Source organism: Streptomyces sp. DSM 116795, from assembly GCF_055792905.1.
In genome coordinates, this window is record NZ_CM147707.1 from 1,272,253 (window position 1) to 1,288,860 (window position 16,608).

14 protein-coding genes are annotated in these 16,608 nt (G+C 73.2%); 5 read left to right on the forward strand and 9 right to left on the reverse strand.

All coding sequences use genetic code 11. The features are described from left to right. Nucleotides 1-56: 56 nt before the first annotated feature. Nucleotides 57-524 carry an indole-3-glycerol phosphate synthase gene (locus ACSMXX_RS05470; protein WP_473184643.1) on the reverse strand — a complete coding sequence of 156 codons (468 nt, stop codon included), beginning with the start codon at nt 522-524 and terminating at the stop codon, nt 57-59. Between the two features lie 78 nt (nt 525-602). Then, nucleotides 603-1,481, reverse strand: coding sequence for a pyrimidine reductase family protein (locus tag ACSMXX_RS05475; RefSeq protein ID WP_473182910.1), 879 nt, complete (start codon nt 1,479-1,481; stop codon nt 603-605). Between the two features lie 265 nt (nt 1,482-1,746). Between ACSMXX_RS05475 and zapE the strand changes: the two genes are divergently transcribed. Further along, a complete protein-coding gene (zapE, locus tag ACSMXX_RS05480) occupies nt 1,747-2,757 on the forward strand; it encodes a cell division protein ZapE (RefSeq protein ID WP_473184644.1) in 1,011 nt (336 codons plus the stop codon). A 207-nt stretch (nt 2,758-2,964) separates the two neighbouring features. Further along, nucleotides 2,965-4,350, forward strand: a complete 1,386-nt coding sequence (locus ACSMXX_RS05485) for an alkaline phosphatase PhoX (protein ID WP_473182911.1) — start codon at nt 2,965-2,967, stop codon at nt 4,348-4,350. A 149-nt stretch (nt 4,351-4,499) separates the two neighbouring features. On the opposite strand, the gene ACSMXX_RS05490 is transcribed toward ACSMXX_RS05485, so the two are convergent. The 5 genes from ACSMXX_RS05490 to ACSMXX_RS05510 all read right to left on the reverse strand — a co-directional run bounded on the left by ACSMXX_RS05490 (nt 4,500) and on the right by ACSMXX_RS05510 (nt 9,892). After that, nucleotides 4,500-6,743 carry a xanthine dehydrogenase family protein molybdopterin-binding subunit gene (locus ACSMXX_RS05490; RefSeq protein ID WP_473182912.1) on the reverse strand — a complete coding sequence of 748 codons (2,244 nt, stop codon included), beginning with the start codon at nt 6,741-6,743 and terminating at the stop codon, nt 4,500-4,502. Then, nucleotides 6,740-7,705, reverse strand: a complete 966-nt coding sequence (locus ACSMXX_RS05495; protein WP_473182913.1) for an FAD binding domain-containing protein — start codon at nt 7,703-7,705, stop codon at nt 6,740-6,742. Before ACSMXX_RS05495 ends, ACSMXX_RS05490 begins: the two co-directional genes overlap by 4 nt. A 10-nt stretch (nt 7,706-7,715) precedes the next feature. Then, nucleotides 7,716-8,243, reverse strand: a complete 528-nt coding sequence (locus ACSMXX_RS05500; protein ID WP_473182914.1) for a (2Fe-2S)-binding protein — start codon at nt 8,241-8,243, stop codon at nt 7,716-7,718. 132 nt (nt 8,244-8,375) lie between these two features. Then, complete coding sequence (locus ACSMXX_RS05505; protein WP_473182915.1) at nt 8,376-9,044, reverse strand: ABC transporter; 669 nt, start codon at nt 9,042-9,044, stop codon at nt 8,376-8,378. Further along, entirely contained in the window at nt 9,041-9,892 is an 852-nt protein-coding gene (locus ACSMXX_RS05510) for an ATP-binding cassette domain-containing protein (protein WP_473182916.1), read from the reverse strand. The genes ACSMXX_RS05505 and ACSMXX_RS05510 overlap by 4 nt, the downstream gene beginning before the upstream one ends. Nucleotides 9,893-9,930: 38 nt before the next feature. Between ACSMXX_RS05510 and ACSMXX_RS05515 the strand changes: the two genes are divergently transcribed. The 3 genes from ACSMXX_RS05515 (at nt 9,931) to ACSMXX_RS05525 (ending at nt 14,232) form a co-directional block, all read left to right on the forward strand. Further along, entirely contained in the window at nt 9,931-10,620 is a 690-nt protein-coding gene (locus ACSMXX_RS05515; RefSeq protein ID WP_473182917.1) for a peptidyl-tRNA hydrolase, read from the forward strand. Between the two features lie 215 nt (nt 10,621-10,835). Continuing rightward, nucleotides 10,836-12,245: an MbnB/TglH/ChrH family RiPP precursor modification enzyme gene (locus ACSMXX_RS05520; RefSeq protein ID WP_473182918.1), complete on the forward strand. Its 1,410-nt coding sequence runs from the start codon at nt 10,836-10,838 to the stop codon at nt 12,243-12,245. Nucleotides 12,246-12,729: 484 nt separating this feature from the next. Continuing rightward, entirely contained in the window at nt 12,730-14,232 is a 1,503-nt protein-coding gene (locus ACSMXX_RS05525) for an alpha/beta hydrolase (RefSeq protein WP_473182919.1), read from the forward strand. 74 nt (nt 14,233-14,306) lie between these two features. Here ACSMXX_RS05525 and hemQ read toward each other — a convergent pair whose 3' ends face one another. After that, nucleotides 14,307-15,038 (reverse strand): hydrogen peroxide-dependent heme synthase, encoded by a 732-nt coding sequence (gene hemQ / locus ACSMXX_RS05530; RefSeq protein ID WP_473182920.1) that lies wholly within the window; start codon nt 15,036-15,038, stop codon nt 14,307-14,309. 4 nt (nt 15,039-15,042) lie between these two features. Then, complete coding sequence (gene hemG / locus ACSMXX_RS05535; RefSeq protein ID WP_473182921.1) at nt 15,043-16,560, reverse strand: protoporphyrinogen oxidase; 1,518 nt, start codon at nt 16,558-16,560, stop codon at nt 15,043-15,045. Nucleotides 16,561-16,608: the final 48 nt, after the last annotated feature.

The window sequence follows — 16,608 nt, forward strand, 5'->3', positions numbered from 1 at the left end:
CGGCGGTGCGAAGACGCCCCCGGCCGACACGTCCGGCAGATCCTGCCGGAGACGGCTCAAGGTGTGTGCGCGAAGAGCTTCAGTACGGGGACGCCCACCTTGTGCCGGGCCCTTGTCGCCCAGTCGCGGTGGAAGAACTCCTCGACCAAGTGCGGGGCCGTCAGCACGATGACTTCGTCGGCCTTGTGCCGCTCGACCGCCTCGGTGAGCACGTCCAGCGGATGGTTCTCGATGATCCGGCCCTGGGCCTCGGCGCCCGCCTCCCGCAGCAGCGCCAGCGAGTGCTCCAGCGCCCGGCGGGCCGGCTCGCGCGTATCGCGGTCGTCGGGTTCGCTGCCCTCGCGGACGGCCTGGTCGAGCTCACCGAGCGCGACGTCGTCCAGGGCGCGCAGCAGACGGTCCTGGTCCCCGCGCGGCTGTATCAGTACGACGAAGGAGACAGCCTCGTCACCGTGCAGCGTCGTGACGAGTTCCACATCGTCGGACACCAGCGGCTTCTCGATCATCAATACGGTCGTGAACACGGCGGTGCCCTTCTTGAACATGGAGCCGGTGGGCCCCGACTGGATCATCCTGCCAACGGCTGCCCGCGTACGCGCAACTCACGCTCCCCCGGCGCCTGCGGATGTATCCGAAACGCTCGGTTCCGCCGACGCCCGTGCCCGCCGGTAGCGCGTGAGCAGGAAGCCGTCCTCCTCCAGTACCCCGGCGAGCCGGAAGTCCACCGGCACCTCGATGCCCTGGCCGTTCACGATCCGCGAGGCCTCACCCGAGGTGACGCGGGGGGCGAGGGTCAGGCACAGCTCGTCCAGCACGCCCCCCGCGACCAGCTGGCCGAGCAGCCGCGGTCCCCCTTCCGTCAGCAGCCGCCGCAGCCCGCGCTCCGCGAGCGCCGCGGGCAGCCGAGCGGGCTCGACCGCCGCGCCCTCACCTGCGAAGACGACCTCCGCGCCCGCGTACCGAGCGGCCGCGACCCGGTCGGACGGTGCGCCCGCGCCCGTGACCAGCAGCGTCGGCACGAGAGGGCGTGTGAAGAGCGGGAGGGAGAAGTCCAGGTCCAGGCCCGCGCTGACGACGGCGATGGCCGGGGCCGGTCCCTGTCCGGCGGCGGCGCGGCGCCGGGCGAAGGCCTCCCGCTCACGCGGCGGTCCGTAGCCCTCCTGACGCACCGTCTGCGCCCCCACCACGACGGCGTCCGCGAGGCCCCGCAGCACGCCGAAGACGCGCATGTCCGCCTCGGACGAGAGCGGCTGCGAGCGCCCGTCGTGGTAGGCGGCACCGTCGAGCGAGCTGACCATGTTGGCCCGCAGCCACACCTCTCCGGCACCGGCTCCGGGGGCCGCGGGCTCGGGTGCGGGGTCCGGGTAGGCGTATGCCTCGGCCAGTGCGTCGATGCTCCACCGGCCGTCTCCGGGCTCGGGGGATGTTCCGCGGGACGTTCCGGGGCGGTCGTCGGCAGGGCAGGGGAACAGGCGTCGCATGGTCGGCAGTGTGGCACGCCGTCCGGCGCCCGCTCGCTGGCCCGCCGGCCCGTGAATCCGCACTCCAGGGCCCTTTAGCATGTGGGACGTGTCCCGCTCCCTCGACCCGGCCGGTCCCACCGGGCCCACCGGCCCCGCCGATTCCGCTGATCCCGTCGCCTCTGCCGGTACGGCGTCTGCCGGTGCCGATTCGGCCCGTACCGCCTCGGCCCGTACCTCCGGCGAGGCGGGCGCACCGCTCTCCCTCACCGCGCGCGAGCCGCATGTGCCCGCCGAGCGGCTCGTCGCCGAGATGGTCCCGCCCCCGCGCTTCGACACCGTCCGCTTCGGCACGTACGTGCCCGACCCGGAGCAGCCCAGCCAGTCCGAGGCCGTCGAGGTCCTGCGTTCCTTCTCCCCCACGCTTCGCGGCGCGGCCGGCGGCCTCAAGCGGTGGTTCCGGCGCGGCGGCGGCGCGGCAGCGGACAACCACGGCCCAAGGGGCGTCTACCTCGACGGCGGCTACGGCGTCGGCAAGACGCATCTGCTCGCCTCGCTCTGGCACGCCACCGACGCGCCGCCGGAGCGCAAGGCGTTCGGCACGTTCGTGGAGCTGACCAACCTCGTCGGGGCCCTGGGCTTCCAGCAGACCGTGGCGACCCTCGGCGGCCACCGGCTGCTGTGCATCGACGAGTTCGAGCTGGACGACCCCGGCGACACCGTCCTCGTCTCCAGCCTCCTCGGCCGCCTCGTCGGACAGGGCGTGGCTCTCGCCGCGACGTCCAACACGCTGCCCGGCAAGCTCGGCGAGGGCCGCTTCGCCTCGGCCGACTTCCTCCGCGAGATCCAGGGCCTCTCCGGGCACTTCCGTACGCTGCGCATCGACGGCGAGGACTACCGGCACCGGGGCCTTCCCGCCGCTCCCGCGCCGCTCGCGGAGGACGAGGTGAGGCGCGCCGCGCACGGCACGCCCGGCGCCTCGCTCGACGCCTTCCCCGCACTCCTCTCCCACCTCGCGGCCGTCCACCCGAGCCGGTACGGGGCGCTCGTCGACGGTCTCGGCGCCGTATGCCTGACCGGCGTCGGCCCGGTGCCGGACCAGTCCACGGCCCTGCGGCTGGTGGTGCTCGCGGACCGCCTGTACGACCGTGAACTTCCCGTGCTGGCCTCGGGAGCGCCCTTCGACGAGCTGTTCGGCCAGGAGATGCTCGAAGGCGGCTACCGGAAGAAGTACTTCCGCGCGATCTCCCGGCTCACCTCGCTCGCCCGGGACGGGGCCCGGATCGCCGGCGTCTGAGGGCGGGCCCGCCGCACCGCGGGGCCTGTACGCACCGTCAGCTCGGACCGTACGTGCGGACCGCCCGGCGGAGCCGTTCCGGAAGCATTCGTTCCACTACGCACGCCACTACGCACGCGCGTAGACCGCTGCTGTCGTGGCTAGTGCTCGTACGCCCGTCCGCATGGTAAACACACGAGGTATCTGCCCGCCGACATGGAGTTCCGTATGACGACACGACGTCAAGTGCTGGCGAGATCGGGCGCGATGGGAGCAGGCATCGCATTCTCAGGTGCCCTCTCGGAGCTGTTCACGGGCACCGCCGCCGCCCAGGGCACCGGGGGTCGTTCCGGCTACGGGCCCTTGGTGCCCGACCCGGAGGGCCTCCTCGATCTGCCCAAGGGCTTCAAGTACAAGGTCCTCTCCCGCACGGGCGACGAACTGCGCTCCGGCGAGGGCAAGGTGCCCAGCAACTTCGACGGGATGGCCGCCTTCGCCGGCCCCCACGGCCACGGCGGCCGCCACGGCTCGACCTGGCTCGTACGCAACCACGAGAACCGGATGGACGCCGAGCAAGGCGTCCCCACGGTCGAGGGGCTCACCTACGACCCCGAGGCGCTCGGCGGCTGCACCGTCCTCGAACTCGACCACGAGGGCGAAGTCCTGCAGGAGCGCGTCGGCATCGCCGGCACCTCCACCAACTGCGCGGGCGGCCCGAGCCCCTGGGACACGTGGCTGACCTGCGAGGAGACCGAGTTCAAGGCCGGAGAGGAGGGCTACAGCAAGGACCACGGATTCATCTTCGAGGTCGGCTTCCGCCACGACCGGCCCACTTCCACCGAGCCGCTGAAGGCGATGGGCCGCTTCCAGCACGAGGCCATCGCCTTCGACCCGCGCAACGGCGTGGTGTATGAGACCGAGGACGCCTTCGAGAAGCCCTTCGGGCTCTTCTACCGCTTCCTGCCCGAGAAGCCGCTGGGCGGTTACGGCTCCCTCCACGCGGGCGGCAAGCTGCAGGCCATGCGGGTGCCGGGGGTGCCCGACCTGTCGGTCGTGCAGGAGCCGGGCACGAGCTTCGAGGGCGTCGAGTGGGTCGACGTCCCCGACCCGCTCGCCAAGAAGACGGCGATCCGCTTCCAGGACTTCGGCAAGGACGGCATCACGCACGCCCAGAAGCTGGAGGGCTGCTACTGGGGCGGCAAGTCCGTGTTCTTCGTCTCCAGTTACGCCAAGAGCAAGGAAGGCTCGAAGGCCGACCACTACGGGCAGATCTGGCGCTACGACCCGAAGCACAAGAAGCTGACGCTCGTCATCGTCTTCGGGCCGGACTCGGATCTGGACCTGCCCGGCGAGGAGCCGGACAACATCTGCCTGGCCCCGAGCGGCGGGCTCATGGTGTCCGAGGACGGCGAGGGTGCCCAGCACGTCTACGGCCTGACCAAGCACGGCGCCGTCTACCCGATGGCGCGCAACCGGCAGGACATCGGCACCGACGAGGAGCCCGCATGGGGCGAGTTCGCGGGCGTCACCTTCGCGCCGGACAACCGCACGATGTACGTCAACTGCTATGAGCCCGGCACCACGTTCGCCGTGACGGGCCCCTGGCGGCACTGAGCCGGTCCCGCCCGCCGCCACAGCCGGCTCGCACGCGTCACGCACGATCGCTGCGGCCCGGTGCCCCCGAGGGGGTGCCGGGCCGCAGCGGTTTCACATCCGGCCGTTCACAGCAGCACCTTCACAGCCGCACCTTCACAGCCGCACCTTCACAGCAGCTGGTCCAGGGTGACCGGCAGCGACCGGATGCGTCTGCCGGTCGCGTGGTGGACGGCGTTCGCGACGGCCGCCGCGATCCCCACCAGTCCGATCTCTCCGACTCCCTTGGTGCCCAGCGGAGTCGCCCGGTCGGGGTCGCCGACGAAGACGACGTCCTGCTGCGTCACGTCCGCGTTCACGGGGACGAGGTAGTCGCCGAGGGTGGCGTTGGCGATGCGTCCGGTCCCTGCGTCGGTGACGGTCTCCTCGAACAGCGCCTGCCCGATCCCGCCCACCGTCCCGCCGATGATCTGGCTGCGTGCGGTCTTCTCGTTGAGGATCTGCCCGCCGTCGATCGCCGAGACGACGCGCGGGACACGGATCACGCCCAGATCGGCGTCGACGCGCACCTCCACGAACTTCGCGCCGAAGGCTCCGGCGGGTGCCATGCCCAGTTCCGCGGGGTCCGCCGGTGTGCTGGCGCCGTCGGCGGTGACCTCCACCTGTCCGTGCCTGGCGAGGATGTCCGCGTACGACTCCCCCTCCGCCGGCCTGCCGCGCAGGTGCATGCGGCCGCCGCCGGCAGTCACGTCACCGATCGCGCAGCCCCGCAGGGGCGACTCGGGGTCCTCCCGCACCAGGTCCAGGATCCGCCGGAGCACACCGCGGCACGCGTCCCGTACGGCCGTCGCCAGGGCGCCGGTGAGGCCCGAGCCGCCCGCCTGCGGTGACTGGGGCATGTCCGAGTCGCCGAGGTCGAAGCGGACGCGGTCGGCCGGGATGCCCAGGATGTCGGCTGAGACCTGGGTCATCACCGTGTACGTGCCGGTGCCGATGTCCGTCGCGGCGCTGCGCACGAACGCGCTGCCGTCGCTGTTGACGGTCGCCCGCGCCTTGCAGAACTGGGCATACCACGGGTAGCTGACACCGGCCATGCCGTATCCGACGAGCTCGTCGCCGTCGCGCATCGAACGCGGTGCCGGGTCCCGGCGTGACCATCCGAACCTCTCGGCCCCGGCCTCGTAGCACTCCCTGAGTGCGTTGCTCGACCAGGGCAGGCCGCTCCCGGGATGAGCCGCGGCGTAGTTGCGCAGCCGCAGTTCGAGCGGGTCCGTGCCCAGTTCGTGGGCGAGTTCGTCCAGCGCCGATTCGAGGGCGAAGTTCCCCTGGCCCACGGCGGGGGCGCGCATGGAGGTGGGGTCGGGGATGTTCAGGCGCAGCTGGACGTCCCTGGTGATCACATTGGGGCAGGCGTACGAGAGCGCGGACGTGGCGGCGCACGGCTCGAAGTCGTCGTCCTCCATCGCCACACCCGAGGTGCAGCGGTGGTCCAGGGCGACCAGTTCGCCCGTCCGCGTACTGGCGACCGTGAGGTGCTGGACGGTACTGGGACGGTGCCCGACCGAGGTGAACATCTGAGCCCTCGTCAGGACCAGCTTCACCGGGCGCCGGAGCATGCGTGCCGCCAGCGCGGCCAGGATCACGTGCGGCCACACGCGCAGGCCCGCTCCGAACGCGCCGCCCACGTACGGTGCCAGGACCCGTACGGCGCTCTCCGGCACGTCGAAGACCTTCGCGAGGGTGACGCGTCCCATCGTCGGCCACTGGGTGGAGTCGTGGACGGTCAGGGCATCCCGCTCCCAGACGGCCACGGTCGTGAAGAGACCCAGCGGGTTGTTGGTGTTGTCGGGCGTGGTGTAAGTGGCCGACACCTTCGTCTCCGCCGTCTTCACAGCCTCCGCAGCGTCGCCGCGGTCGGTGTCCATCCCCCAGGGGTTCTCCAGCCGCTCGGCGCGCGCGTCGTCGAGGCCCAGAAGCGCGTCGGAGGTCTCGTAGTCGACCCGTACCAGCCGCGCGGCCGCCGCGGCCTGTTCGGGCGTCTCGGCGACCACGACGGCGATGTGCTGACCGTGGTGGAGGATGCGGTCGTCCCGGAGAGGAGCCGGAGGCGACGCACCGAGTGCGGTCAGCGGTCCGTCGGGCAGAGGGGGCGCGTTGCGGTGCGTGATGACGGCCAGCACGCCCGGGGACGCCTCCGCCGCGCCGGTGTCGAGGGTCCGGATGCGCCCCGCGGCGACGGTGCTCTGCACGAGGGCGGCGTGCGCCTGCCCCGGCAACTGGACGTCGCTCGGGTAGCCGGCGGCACCGGCCGTCTTGCGGGCACCGTCGACGCGGTCCATTCCCGTGCCGATGACGGGTGGGGTGTCCGTGGCCTCCCTGGCCTCCCTGGCCTGCCTGGCCTGCACGGTGCTCATCGCGCGCCTCCCGAGACGTCCCGCAGGGCTCGTACGAGACTGCGCTGTGCGAGTTCGACCTTGAAGGCCGTGCCGGGCACCGTCCACGCTCCCTGTACGGCGGCCGCCGCGGCCTCGCGGAAGGTCTCCCCGCTCGCCGGCGCACCGGTGAGGACCTGCTCCGCCTCCAGCGAGCGCCACGGTTTCGAACCGACGCCGCCGAGCCCGACGCGGGCCTGCGCGATCACGTCGTCCCGCATCACGAGCACGACCGCGGCCGACGCCAGCGCGAACTCGTACGAGGCCCGGTCGCGGACCTTGAGGTAGCCGGAGGCAGCCTCCGCGGGCAGCGGAGGAATGGTGATACCGGTGATCAACTCGCCGTGCAGGAGCACGTTCTCGACGTCCGGACTGGTGCCGGCCTCACGGTAGAACTGCGTCAGCGGCACGCTGCGGCTGCCGGAGGTCCCGTGCAGACGCACCACGCCGTCCAGGGCGACCAGGGCGACGGCGAGATCGGAGGCGTGCAGTGCGATGCACCGTTCGCTGACACCGAGGATCGCGTGCATCCGGGCGGTGTTCCGGACGGCGGCGCACCCGGAGCCGGGCGCGCGCTTGTTGCAGTCGGGCACCGTCGGATCGCGGAAATAGCGGCACCGCGCCCGCTGCAGGAGGTTGCCGCCGATCGTCGCCATGTTGCGGAGCTGGGTCGAGGCGCCGAGCAGCAGCGCCTGCCGGACCACGGGAAGCTCTTCGGTCACCACGGGGTCCGCAGCGAGCTCCTCCATCGTGGTCAGAGCGCCGACGTGCAGGCCGTCGGCGTCACGCGTGACGCCGCGGAGCGGAAGCCGGCTGATGTCCACGAGCCGTTCGGGACCGAGCACTCCGTCCTTCATCAGATCGAGCTGTGTCGTGCCGCCGGCGAGGTAGGACGCGGTCGGATCGGCCGCCAGCAGGTTCACTGCCTCATCGACGCCGGTCACGCGGGCGTACTCAAACGGAAGCATCGGCACCCCCGGCTGTGGCCACGTCCCGTACAGCCGCGACGATGTTCGTGTAGGCGCCGCAGCGGCAGAGATTGCCGCTCATGAACTCCCGTACGTCCTCGTCCGAACCCGCTCGCCCCTCCGCCAGGAGGGCCGCAGCGGACATGATCTGACCCGGTGTGCAGTAGCCGCACTGGAAGGCGTCGTGCCGCACGAACGACTCCTGGAGCGGATGCGCTCCCCCGTCCGGAGCCGTCAGGCCCTCGATGGTGGTGATCTCCCGCCCCTCGCACTGCGCGGCGAGCGTCAGGCAGGACAGGACGCGGCGCCCGTCGGCGTGCACCGTGCAGGCCCCGCAAGTGCCCTGGTCGCAGCCCTTCTTCGTGCCGGTCAGGCCCAGGCTGTCGCGGAGTGCGTCGAGCAGGGTCACACGGGCGTCCAGGTGCAGTCTGTGTCGGCGCCCGTTGACGTGGAGCTCCACCGGAGCTTCGGGCGCGAACCCTGTCGCGCGTCTCTGACTCAGTGCCTCGGCCATCGCCACTCCTCGATACTCGGGTGCAAATCAGCACAAACCGGAATCGAGCATAGGTCGGACACCCGGCAGGGGGGATGACGCCGCAGCGCCAGTCGGCTGCTTGTGACCTGCGGGCCTGCCGAGCCTGCGGGCCTAACTCCGCCTGGCCGCCTGGCGGCAGGCGAAGGCCGTCGCCCCGGCGGCGACGGCGAGGGAGAGCACCGCCGGGACCCACGGCACCGTCACCGTGCCGGTGTGCGATCCCGTCACCAGTCCCGATACCGCGGCGTTCGCGGGCGAACCGCCCGCCACCAGCACCAGCAGCGCCGCCAGCATCCCGGACGGTACGGCCAGGCCCGTACTGCTCAGCACCGGCCGGTTGCACAGCGCCCCGACGGCCGTGCCGAGCAGCGCACACGCGATGATCGCCAGCAGTCCGGCCCCGGCCGCCTGCGGCACCGGCACGCCCACGTCGCCCTCGGAACTGCGGGGGTCGCTGACCGCGACCGCGTAGACCGTCGCCGCGGCGCCCAGCACACACGCGGCGAGCAGCGCGGTGAGCACACTCGCCAGATGTACGCGCCCCGGCCCCGCGGCTGCCACCGTGCAGTGCCGGGCGGCCTGCGGCTCCCCGCCCACGCAGATCCGCACGAGCCATGCGGTGACGGGCAGCAGAGCGGCGGCCGCGTAGCCGAGCGCGTCCAGCAGCGGCCCGCCCGCCTGGACGCCCAGGCCCATGAACGCCACGTACAGCAGCAACGGCGGCAGCCACCGCTGGGACCGTGCGAGGAGCTCGGTCTGATACGCCAGCAGCGCCTTCACCGGGAGATCTCCTCGACCGCGACGGAGCGGATGTGCCAGTGCCCTGCGAGCAGGCCGCGCAGCAGAGCGTCGGAGTACGGGGCTGGAGCCGTCAGCACCGTCGTGCCTTCGGGGGTCTGCTCCGTACGCGGGGAGCCCGGAAGTTCCGGCGGGAGGGCGACGCCGGGCGGCCCCTCGGCCTCGATGCGCACCTGCGGGCGCGTCGGCGGGACGCCGCCGTGGCCGGGCGGCACGTATCCGGCGACCTCACGCAGGGCGGCGCCCTCGACCCGGTAGGTCACGTCGGGGGATCCGGCCAGGCGGGCGGGATCGTGGTCGACGAAGACGACGGTGCCGCCTTCCGCCACGCGTTCGGCGACCGAACGGTCCAGGACCGTGCGGGCGTTCTGATCGAGTCCCGTCCATGCCTCGTCGAGGACCAGCAGGCCGGGGCGGGCCATCAGCGCCTGCGCGACGACGACCTTCTGGCTGCTGCCCTTGGACAGTTCGGCCAGGGGCGTGCCCCCGTACGCGTCCGCACCGAAGCACTCCAGCCACTCGCGGGCCTCACCGGCCGCCGCCTCCCGGCGCAGCCCGTGCACGCGGCCCATGTGGGTGAGGTAGCCGAGAGCGGTCAACGGCATTGCCGCCGGGAAGCGTTCGGGTACGTACGCGCTCGGCGGACGGCCGCTGATCCGGCCCGCGCTGGGCGCGTCGATGCCGGCGAGCAGCCGCAGCAGCGTGGACTTGCCGCTGCCGTTGGTGCCCTGGACGCGCACCAGGCTCCGCTCGGGCAGCGAGAGGTCGACTCCGCGCAGGACCCAGTTCTTACGCAGGCCGTAGCGTCGCCCGACTCCCTCCAGTCTCATAGGAATTGACAATAGCCGAGGGCTGGCAGACTGAACGGGTGATCGACGCACCTCAGGACGCACCACGGGACGTGCAGGAGTACGCGCTGCCGCTGGTCGTCCGGCTGGAGCGGGACGCGCCGCCGGACCGTACGGACGCACTGGAGACGGCGGCCCGCGCGGTCCTCACCCTCCTCGCGGACGAGCGCAGTTCGCAGGACGGCGAGTGGGGAGAGCGGGTGCGGCTGTGGGAGGACCGCGCGATCCGCAAGGTGGTGCGGCGTGCGCGCGGCGCCGAGTGGCGGCGGGCGGAGACGCTGTCCGGGATCACCGTGACGGGAGGTACCGCCGCGGTGCGGGTATTCCCGCCGGTGCCCGTCGACGGCTGGCCCGGGGAGTTGGCGCGGCTGCAGGTCTCCGGCACCGAACTGACCGACCCCGCCCCGCCCGGGGCGCCGGAGCCCGGAGTGCCCGTGATGTGGCTGGCCCCGGATCTGGAGATGTCGGCGGGCAAGGCGATGGCACAGGCCGCGCACGGCGCGCAGCTGGCCTGGTGGGAACTGCCGGAGGCGGAGCGCGCGGAGTGGCGCGAGGGGGACTTCGCCCTCGCCGTGCGTACGGCGGGCGGAGCGGCGCAGTGGTCCCGGCTGGTCCGCAGCGGGCTTCCCGTCGTACGGGACGCGGGGTTCACCGAGGTCGCCGCGGGCTCCGCGACGGTGGTGGCCGGCCATCCGGCGCTGCGGAGCTGAGCTGCCGCGCACGTGGGCGGACTGGACCGGCCAGCCGGCACGGGCCGGTCCCGGCCGATCCGGACCGGTCCGCTCCGCCTTGAGCCCTGCCCGTACCGGACGAGGCGCAGGCGGCCGAACCTCAACTCAACCTCTGAACCGGCCGCATGGTGGATTGACCGGCCCGTTACGTGGCAGGAGCGCACAGGAGACGGGGAAGACACGGGGAGGCGCGCATGGGGGCCACGGACACCCGGATACGACTGGGCACCGGCATCGGCTGGCGGCCCGAGATCGCGGACGGAATCGAGGCACTGCCCGGCATCGACTGGGTCGAGGTCGTCGCGGAGAACATCTGCCCCTGCCATCTGCCCGACGGGCTGCGGCGCCTGCGCGAACGCGGCACGACCGTCGTCCCGCACGGCGTCTCCCTCGGGCTGGGCGGCGCCGAACTCCCGGACCCGGCACGGCTGTCGGCGCTCGCCGAGCGTGCCGAGGCGCTCGGGGCGCCGCTCGTCACGGAGCACATCGCTTTCGTACGAGCGGGCGGGGCGCCCACCGGGGCAGGCCTGGGGGCACTCCCCAGCATGGAGGCCGGCCATCTGCTGCCGGTCCCGCGCACCCGGGACGCCTTGGACGTGCTGTGTGAGAACGTGCGGGCCGCGCAGGAGGCGCTGCCGGTGCCGCTCGCCCTGGAGAACATCGCGGCGCTCGTCGAATGGCCCGGCGAAGAGCTGACAGAGGGCGCCTTTCTCGCCGAACTCGTGGAACGTACCGGCGTCCGGCTGCTCATCGACGTCGCCAACCTGCACACCAATCACGTCAACCGCGGTGAGGACCCGGCCACCGCGCTCGACGAACTCCCGCTGGACGCGCTGGCGTACGTGCATGTCGCGGGCGGCTTCGAGCGGGACGGAGTCTGGCACGACAGCCACGGGCATCCCGTCACGCAGCCCGTCCTGGACGTGCTCGCGCAGCTGCGCGCCCGTACGGAGCCACCGGGCGTGCTGCTGGAGCGGGACGAGAACTTCCCGCCCGTGAGCGAACTCGCGCACGAGCTGGAGAGCATCCGGGCCGTGCTCCAGGACGCCACTCCGGCAAGGGAGTTGAGCGGCGAGTTGAGCGGGCACTCGAGCGGGGACTGGGGCGGGGAGTCGAGCAGGGACTTGAGCGGGGAGTCGAGCACCGCACCCGTGGCCGCCCGCAGCGCCGCCGGCGGGACCTCCGGGCCCGGCGCCGCCGCCGCGCGGGAGCGCCTCGCGCGGTCGCAGGCGGGCCTGCTTGCCGCGCTGGTCGCCGGCGCACCGGCACCGGAGGGCTTCGACCACGGCCGGCTCGCCGTGCAGAGCCGCGCACTCGTCGCGAAGCGGTCCGACGTCGTCGCGAAGGTGGCGCCCGAACTGCCGCAGATCCTGGGCGAGAAGACCTTCCGTACGGCCTTCACCGCGTACGCGCGCACGAGACCCATGACGGGCGGCTACCGGCGCGACGCACTGGAATTCGCGGCCCACGTCCTCGACTCGGGCTCCGCCGGCGGGCGGCGGGAGCGCCGGAGGCTGCGGGTGTGGTGGCTGGAGCGTGCAGGCCCGGAGCCGCTGCCCGGCGGCCGGCTCCGCCGCACCCTGCACCTCGTGCGCGCCCGCTGACGGACACGCCCTCCCCGCCCCCGGGCCGCATCGGCCGCATCCGTCCGGTGCCTGCCTGCGCCTGCCCAGGGCCCGAACTCCCGTCCGTACGGGAGGATTTCGCACGGCCGCGCCCACGCTCCCCGCTTCGGGCGCATCGCCGCCGCCACGGCCCGCCGGTCCTTTACTTCGCCAACTGCCGCGCCCAGCATGAGTGTTGTCACACACCGTACTCGGGCGCTCACACACAGCCCATGGCAAGGTCCGCCGGGCGCCCGTTCACAGCACAGCAGGAACGAGGCAGCCGGTGCGCCCAGTTGCGATCCGCGGCACGCTCGCTGCCCTGGTCATCACGGCGACGGCCGTCGCCCCGGCGAGGGCCGCTCCGTTACCAGCCGTTCCGTTACCAGCCGTTCCGTTACCAGCCGTTCCGTTACCAGCCGCTGCGGCACCCGCCGCCCCAGCACCCCCGCCCGGCACGTCCCCCGGCGGCCTGCCGCTGCCCATGCGCCAGGCCCGCGAGGCGGTCGGCGCGGCCAGGGCGGCCGAAGCCGCGGCCACCGCCGGGATCGACTGGCGGACGTGCCCGGAGTCGGAGGAACTCCCATCGTCCACCGAGTGCGGCAAGGTCACCGTGCCCCTCGACTACGCCGAGCCCGGCGGGGAGAAGATCCGGCTCGCCGTCAGCCGCAAGCGCGCGACCGGCCCGGCAGAGCAGCGTCGGGGTCCCCTGCTCCATAACCCCGGCGGCCCCGGCGTCGACGGCATGAGCTTCCCCCTCTACGGCACGACGCGGGGCGGTGTGTGGAAGAAGCTCAACCGCGCATACGACTTCGTCGGTTACGCCCCACGCGGCACGGGACGCTCCGCACCCCTGCTGTGCCGGGACCCGGCCGAGGCGGACCGTGGCCCCTTCCGCTCACCGCGCGTGCCGTCCGAGGCGTACAAGCGCCGGATGCGCGAGGAGGCGGCCGCGTTCGCCAGGGCCTGCGCGCACGAACACCGAGAGCGCCTCGGCCACTTCACCACCGCAGACAACGCACGCGATCTCGACGTGCTGCGCGCCGCGCTGCACCGCCGGAAGACCGACTTCGTCGGCACGTCCTACGGCAGCTATCTCGGCGCCGTCTACGCCACCCTCTTCCCGGACCGTGTGCGGCACCTCGTGCTCGACAGCGTCGTCGACCCGCGCCCCGGGCGGATCTGGTACCGCAACGCCCTCGCGCAGAACGAGAGCTTCCAGCGCCGCTGGCGGGACTTCACGTCCTGGACCGCGGCACATCACTCCGCATACGGCCTCGGCCGCAGCGCACAGGCCGTGCAGCGCGCCTTCGAGCGGGCACGCGACACCATCGACAGGCGGGGCGTCGGGGGCTGGGCCGGACGCCGCGCCGGCTCACGGCAGTTGCTGCGCAGCTACCACGACGCCGGCTACAGCGACGAGAGCTGGCCACGGCTCGCCGCCGCCCTCGCCGACTTCCACGAAGGGGACCCGCGGGCGCTGGCCGGGCTGGCGGCCGCCGACCCGCGCGCGGCGGCGCAGCAGGAGAACAGCGACTCCGTCTACAGCGCGGTGCAGTGCTCCGAGGGGCACTGGCCGCGCGACTGGTCGCGCTGGGACCGCGACAACACAGCGATCGCCCGCCGGGCCCCGTTCCAGACGTGGGAGAACGTACGGGCGAACCTTCCGTGTGCGTACTGGCACGGCAGGCGCTCCCGGCCCGTCGACGTGCGCGCGGCACCGGGTGAGCTGCCACCCGTGCTGCTGCTCGCCGCGACCCGCGACGCCGCCACCCCCTACCGGGGCGCGGTGGAGACGTGGAAGCGGCTGCCCGGCTCCTCCCTCGTCACCGAGAAGGGGGCAGGCACGCACGGAGTCGCCGGGGGCAACGAGTGTGCCGACCGGCACCTCGCCGCGTACCTGCTGCACGACAGGACGCCCGGACGCGCCGCGGACTGCCCCGCCCGTCCCGCGCCCCGCCCCTGGCCTGGTGGAGCGTCGTCCTAGAGCGAGGCCGCCGGGCTGCCCGGTCCCGGGCGGAAGCGTCCTGGGAGGAAGGCGTCCCGGGCCGCTCGACAGACCTAGACGAGCCCGGCCAGCAGCTCCGCTACGGGCTTGCGCCGCCCGGTGTAGAAGGGGACCTCTTCCCGTACGTGCATCCGGGCCTCCGAGCCGCGCAGATGACGCATCAGGTCCACGATGCGGTGCAGTTCGTCGGCCTCGAACGCGAGGATCCACTCGTAGTCGCCGAGGGAGAAGGCAGGCACCGTGTTGGCCCGTACGTCGGGGAAGCCGCGGGCCATCTTCCCGTGGTCGGCGAGCATGCGGCGGCGGTCCTCGTCCGGCAGCAGATACCAGTCGTACGAGCGCACGAACGGATAGACGCTCACATACGCACGCGGCTCCTCGCCCGCCACGAAGGCGGGCAGATGCGACTTGTTGAACTCGGCCGGGCGGTGCAGCGCCATGTTCGACCAGACCGGTTCCAGCGCGCGCCCGAGCCGCGTGCGCCGGAAGCGGTTGTAGGCGTCCTGGAGGGCGTCGGAGGACTCCGCGTGCCACCAGATCATGAGGTCGGCGTCGGCGCGCAGTCCCGAGACGTCGTACGTCCCGCGCACGACCACGTCCTTCGCGGCGAGCTGCCCGAACAGCTCCTCCACCTCGTCCGCGTGTCCGGCGCGGTCGTCAGGCAGGGCGTCGCGCAGCCGGAAGACCGACCAAAGGGTGTATCGGACGACCTCGTTGAGGTCCTTGGCCTTCTTGCCCGCGTTGGGCGCCTTCTCCGGCCTGGCAGGCTCCGGTGCAGCAGTCATGCGCCTATTCTCGCGCGCTGCCCGCCGTGGCCCGCGCCAGGGTCTCCCGGGCGGCCCGCTGCCCGCTCGCGATGCACGCGGGGATGCCGACGCCTTCGTACGCCGCACCGCACACCGCCAGGCCCGGCACCTGCTCCACAGCGCCGCGGATGCGGGCGACCCGCGAGACGTGGCCGACCGCGTACTGCGGCAGACCGCCCTCCCAGCGGCTGACCAGCCGGTCCACGGGCCGGGCCGACAGCCCGGTCGCCGCCGCCAGGTCGCGCAGCGACAGCTCCACGAGTTCGGAGTCCTCGCGCTCCAGGACCGCTTCCTCCCCGTACCGCCCGACGGACGTGCGCAGCACGAACAGCTCCCGCTCCTGGGCGGCCACCCAGCCCCACTTGTTGCTGGAGAAGGTGGACGCCTTGATGGTGCGTCCTTCGACGGGCGGCACGAGGAAACCGCTGCCGCCCGGCACCCGCTCCAGATCCGCGCGCCGGAAGGCCATCGTGACCAGCGCCATCGACGCGTACTCCACGGCGCGCAGTTCGGCCGCCGCGGCGGGCGCCGCGTCCGCGAGCAGCCGCGCGCCCTGCGGCGCCGGCACGGCCAGGACGACCGCGTCCGCGGGCAGCGCCTCGCCGGCCTCGGTGACCACGGTCCACCGGGCGGGGACGTCGTCCGTGGCCGGCGTACCCGGAGCTCCGGGCGCCCCCGGGGCACCCGGAGCGCCCGGAACAACCGGAGCGCCCGGCGCTCCGGGACCGCCCGGTGACGGCCCGTCAGCGGCGGAGTGCGCCCGCAGGGCCCGTACGGGAGCGCCCGTACGGATCTGCGCGCCCGCCGCCCGGCAGGCCTCGGCCACGGCGCCCGGCAGCCGCCCGATCCCTCCCCGGATGCCGGCGAAGACCGGCGAACCGGCCGGCTGTGCAGGCGCCCGGCGCTGCAGGGCGCGCACTCCAGCGAGAAGCGAAGCCTCGGCCCGTGCCACCTCGTAGAGCTGCGGCACAGCGGCGCGCATCGAGATCCGGTACGCGTCGCCCGCGTACACGCCGCCCAGCAGCGGCTCGACCAGGCGGTCCACGACTTCGCGGCCGAGCCTCTCCGCCACGTACCCGCCGACGGCCGCGTCCTCGCCGATCTCCGTGCGCGGCAGCCGGGCGTCCTCGCCGACGCGGGCGATTCCCGCCTCGGAGAGGAGTCCGCGCAGTGCGTCCGGGTCGCCGGGCACACCCATCACATGGCCCTTTGGCATCGGGCACAGCTCGCCGCGCGACCAGATCGCGGCACTAGCGGCCGCCGGCGGCTCCACTTCGTCCCCGAGCCCGGCCTCCCGCGCGAGGTCCACGCCCTCGTCGCGGCGCGCCAGCATCGACTCCGCACCCAGATCGACGGCCGCGGCGCCCGCGATGTCGCCGCGCAGCAGCTTCCCGCCCAGGCGGTCGGACGCCTCCAGTACGGTCACCGAGGCGCCGCCCGAGGAGAGCCGCAGGGCGGCGGCGAGCCCCGAGATGCCGCCGCCGATCACGATCACACGCATGTGTCCATCGTCCCAGCGCGGGTACCGCCCGGCGTAACCAGGGCAACG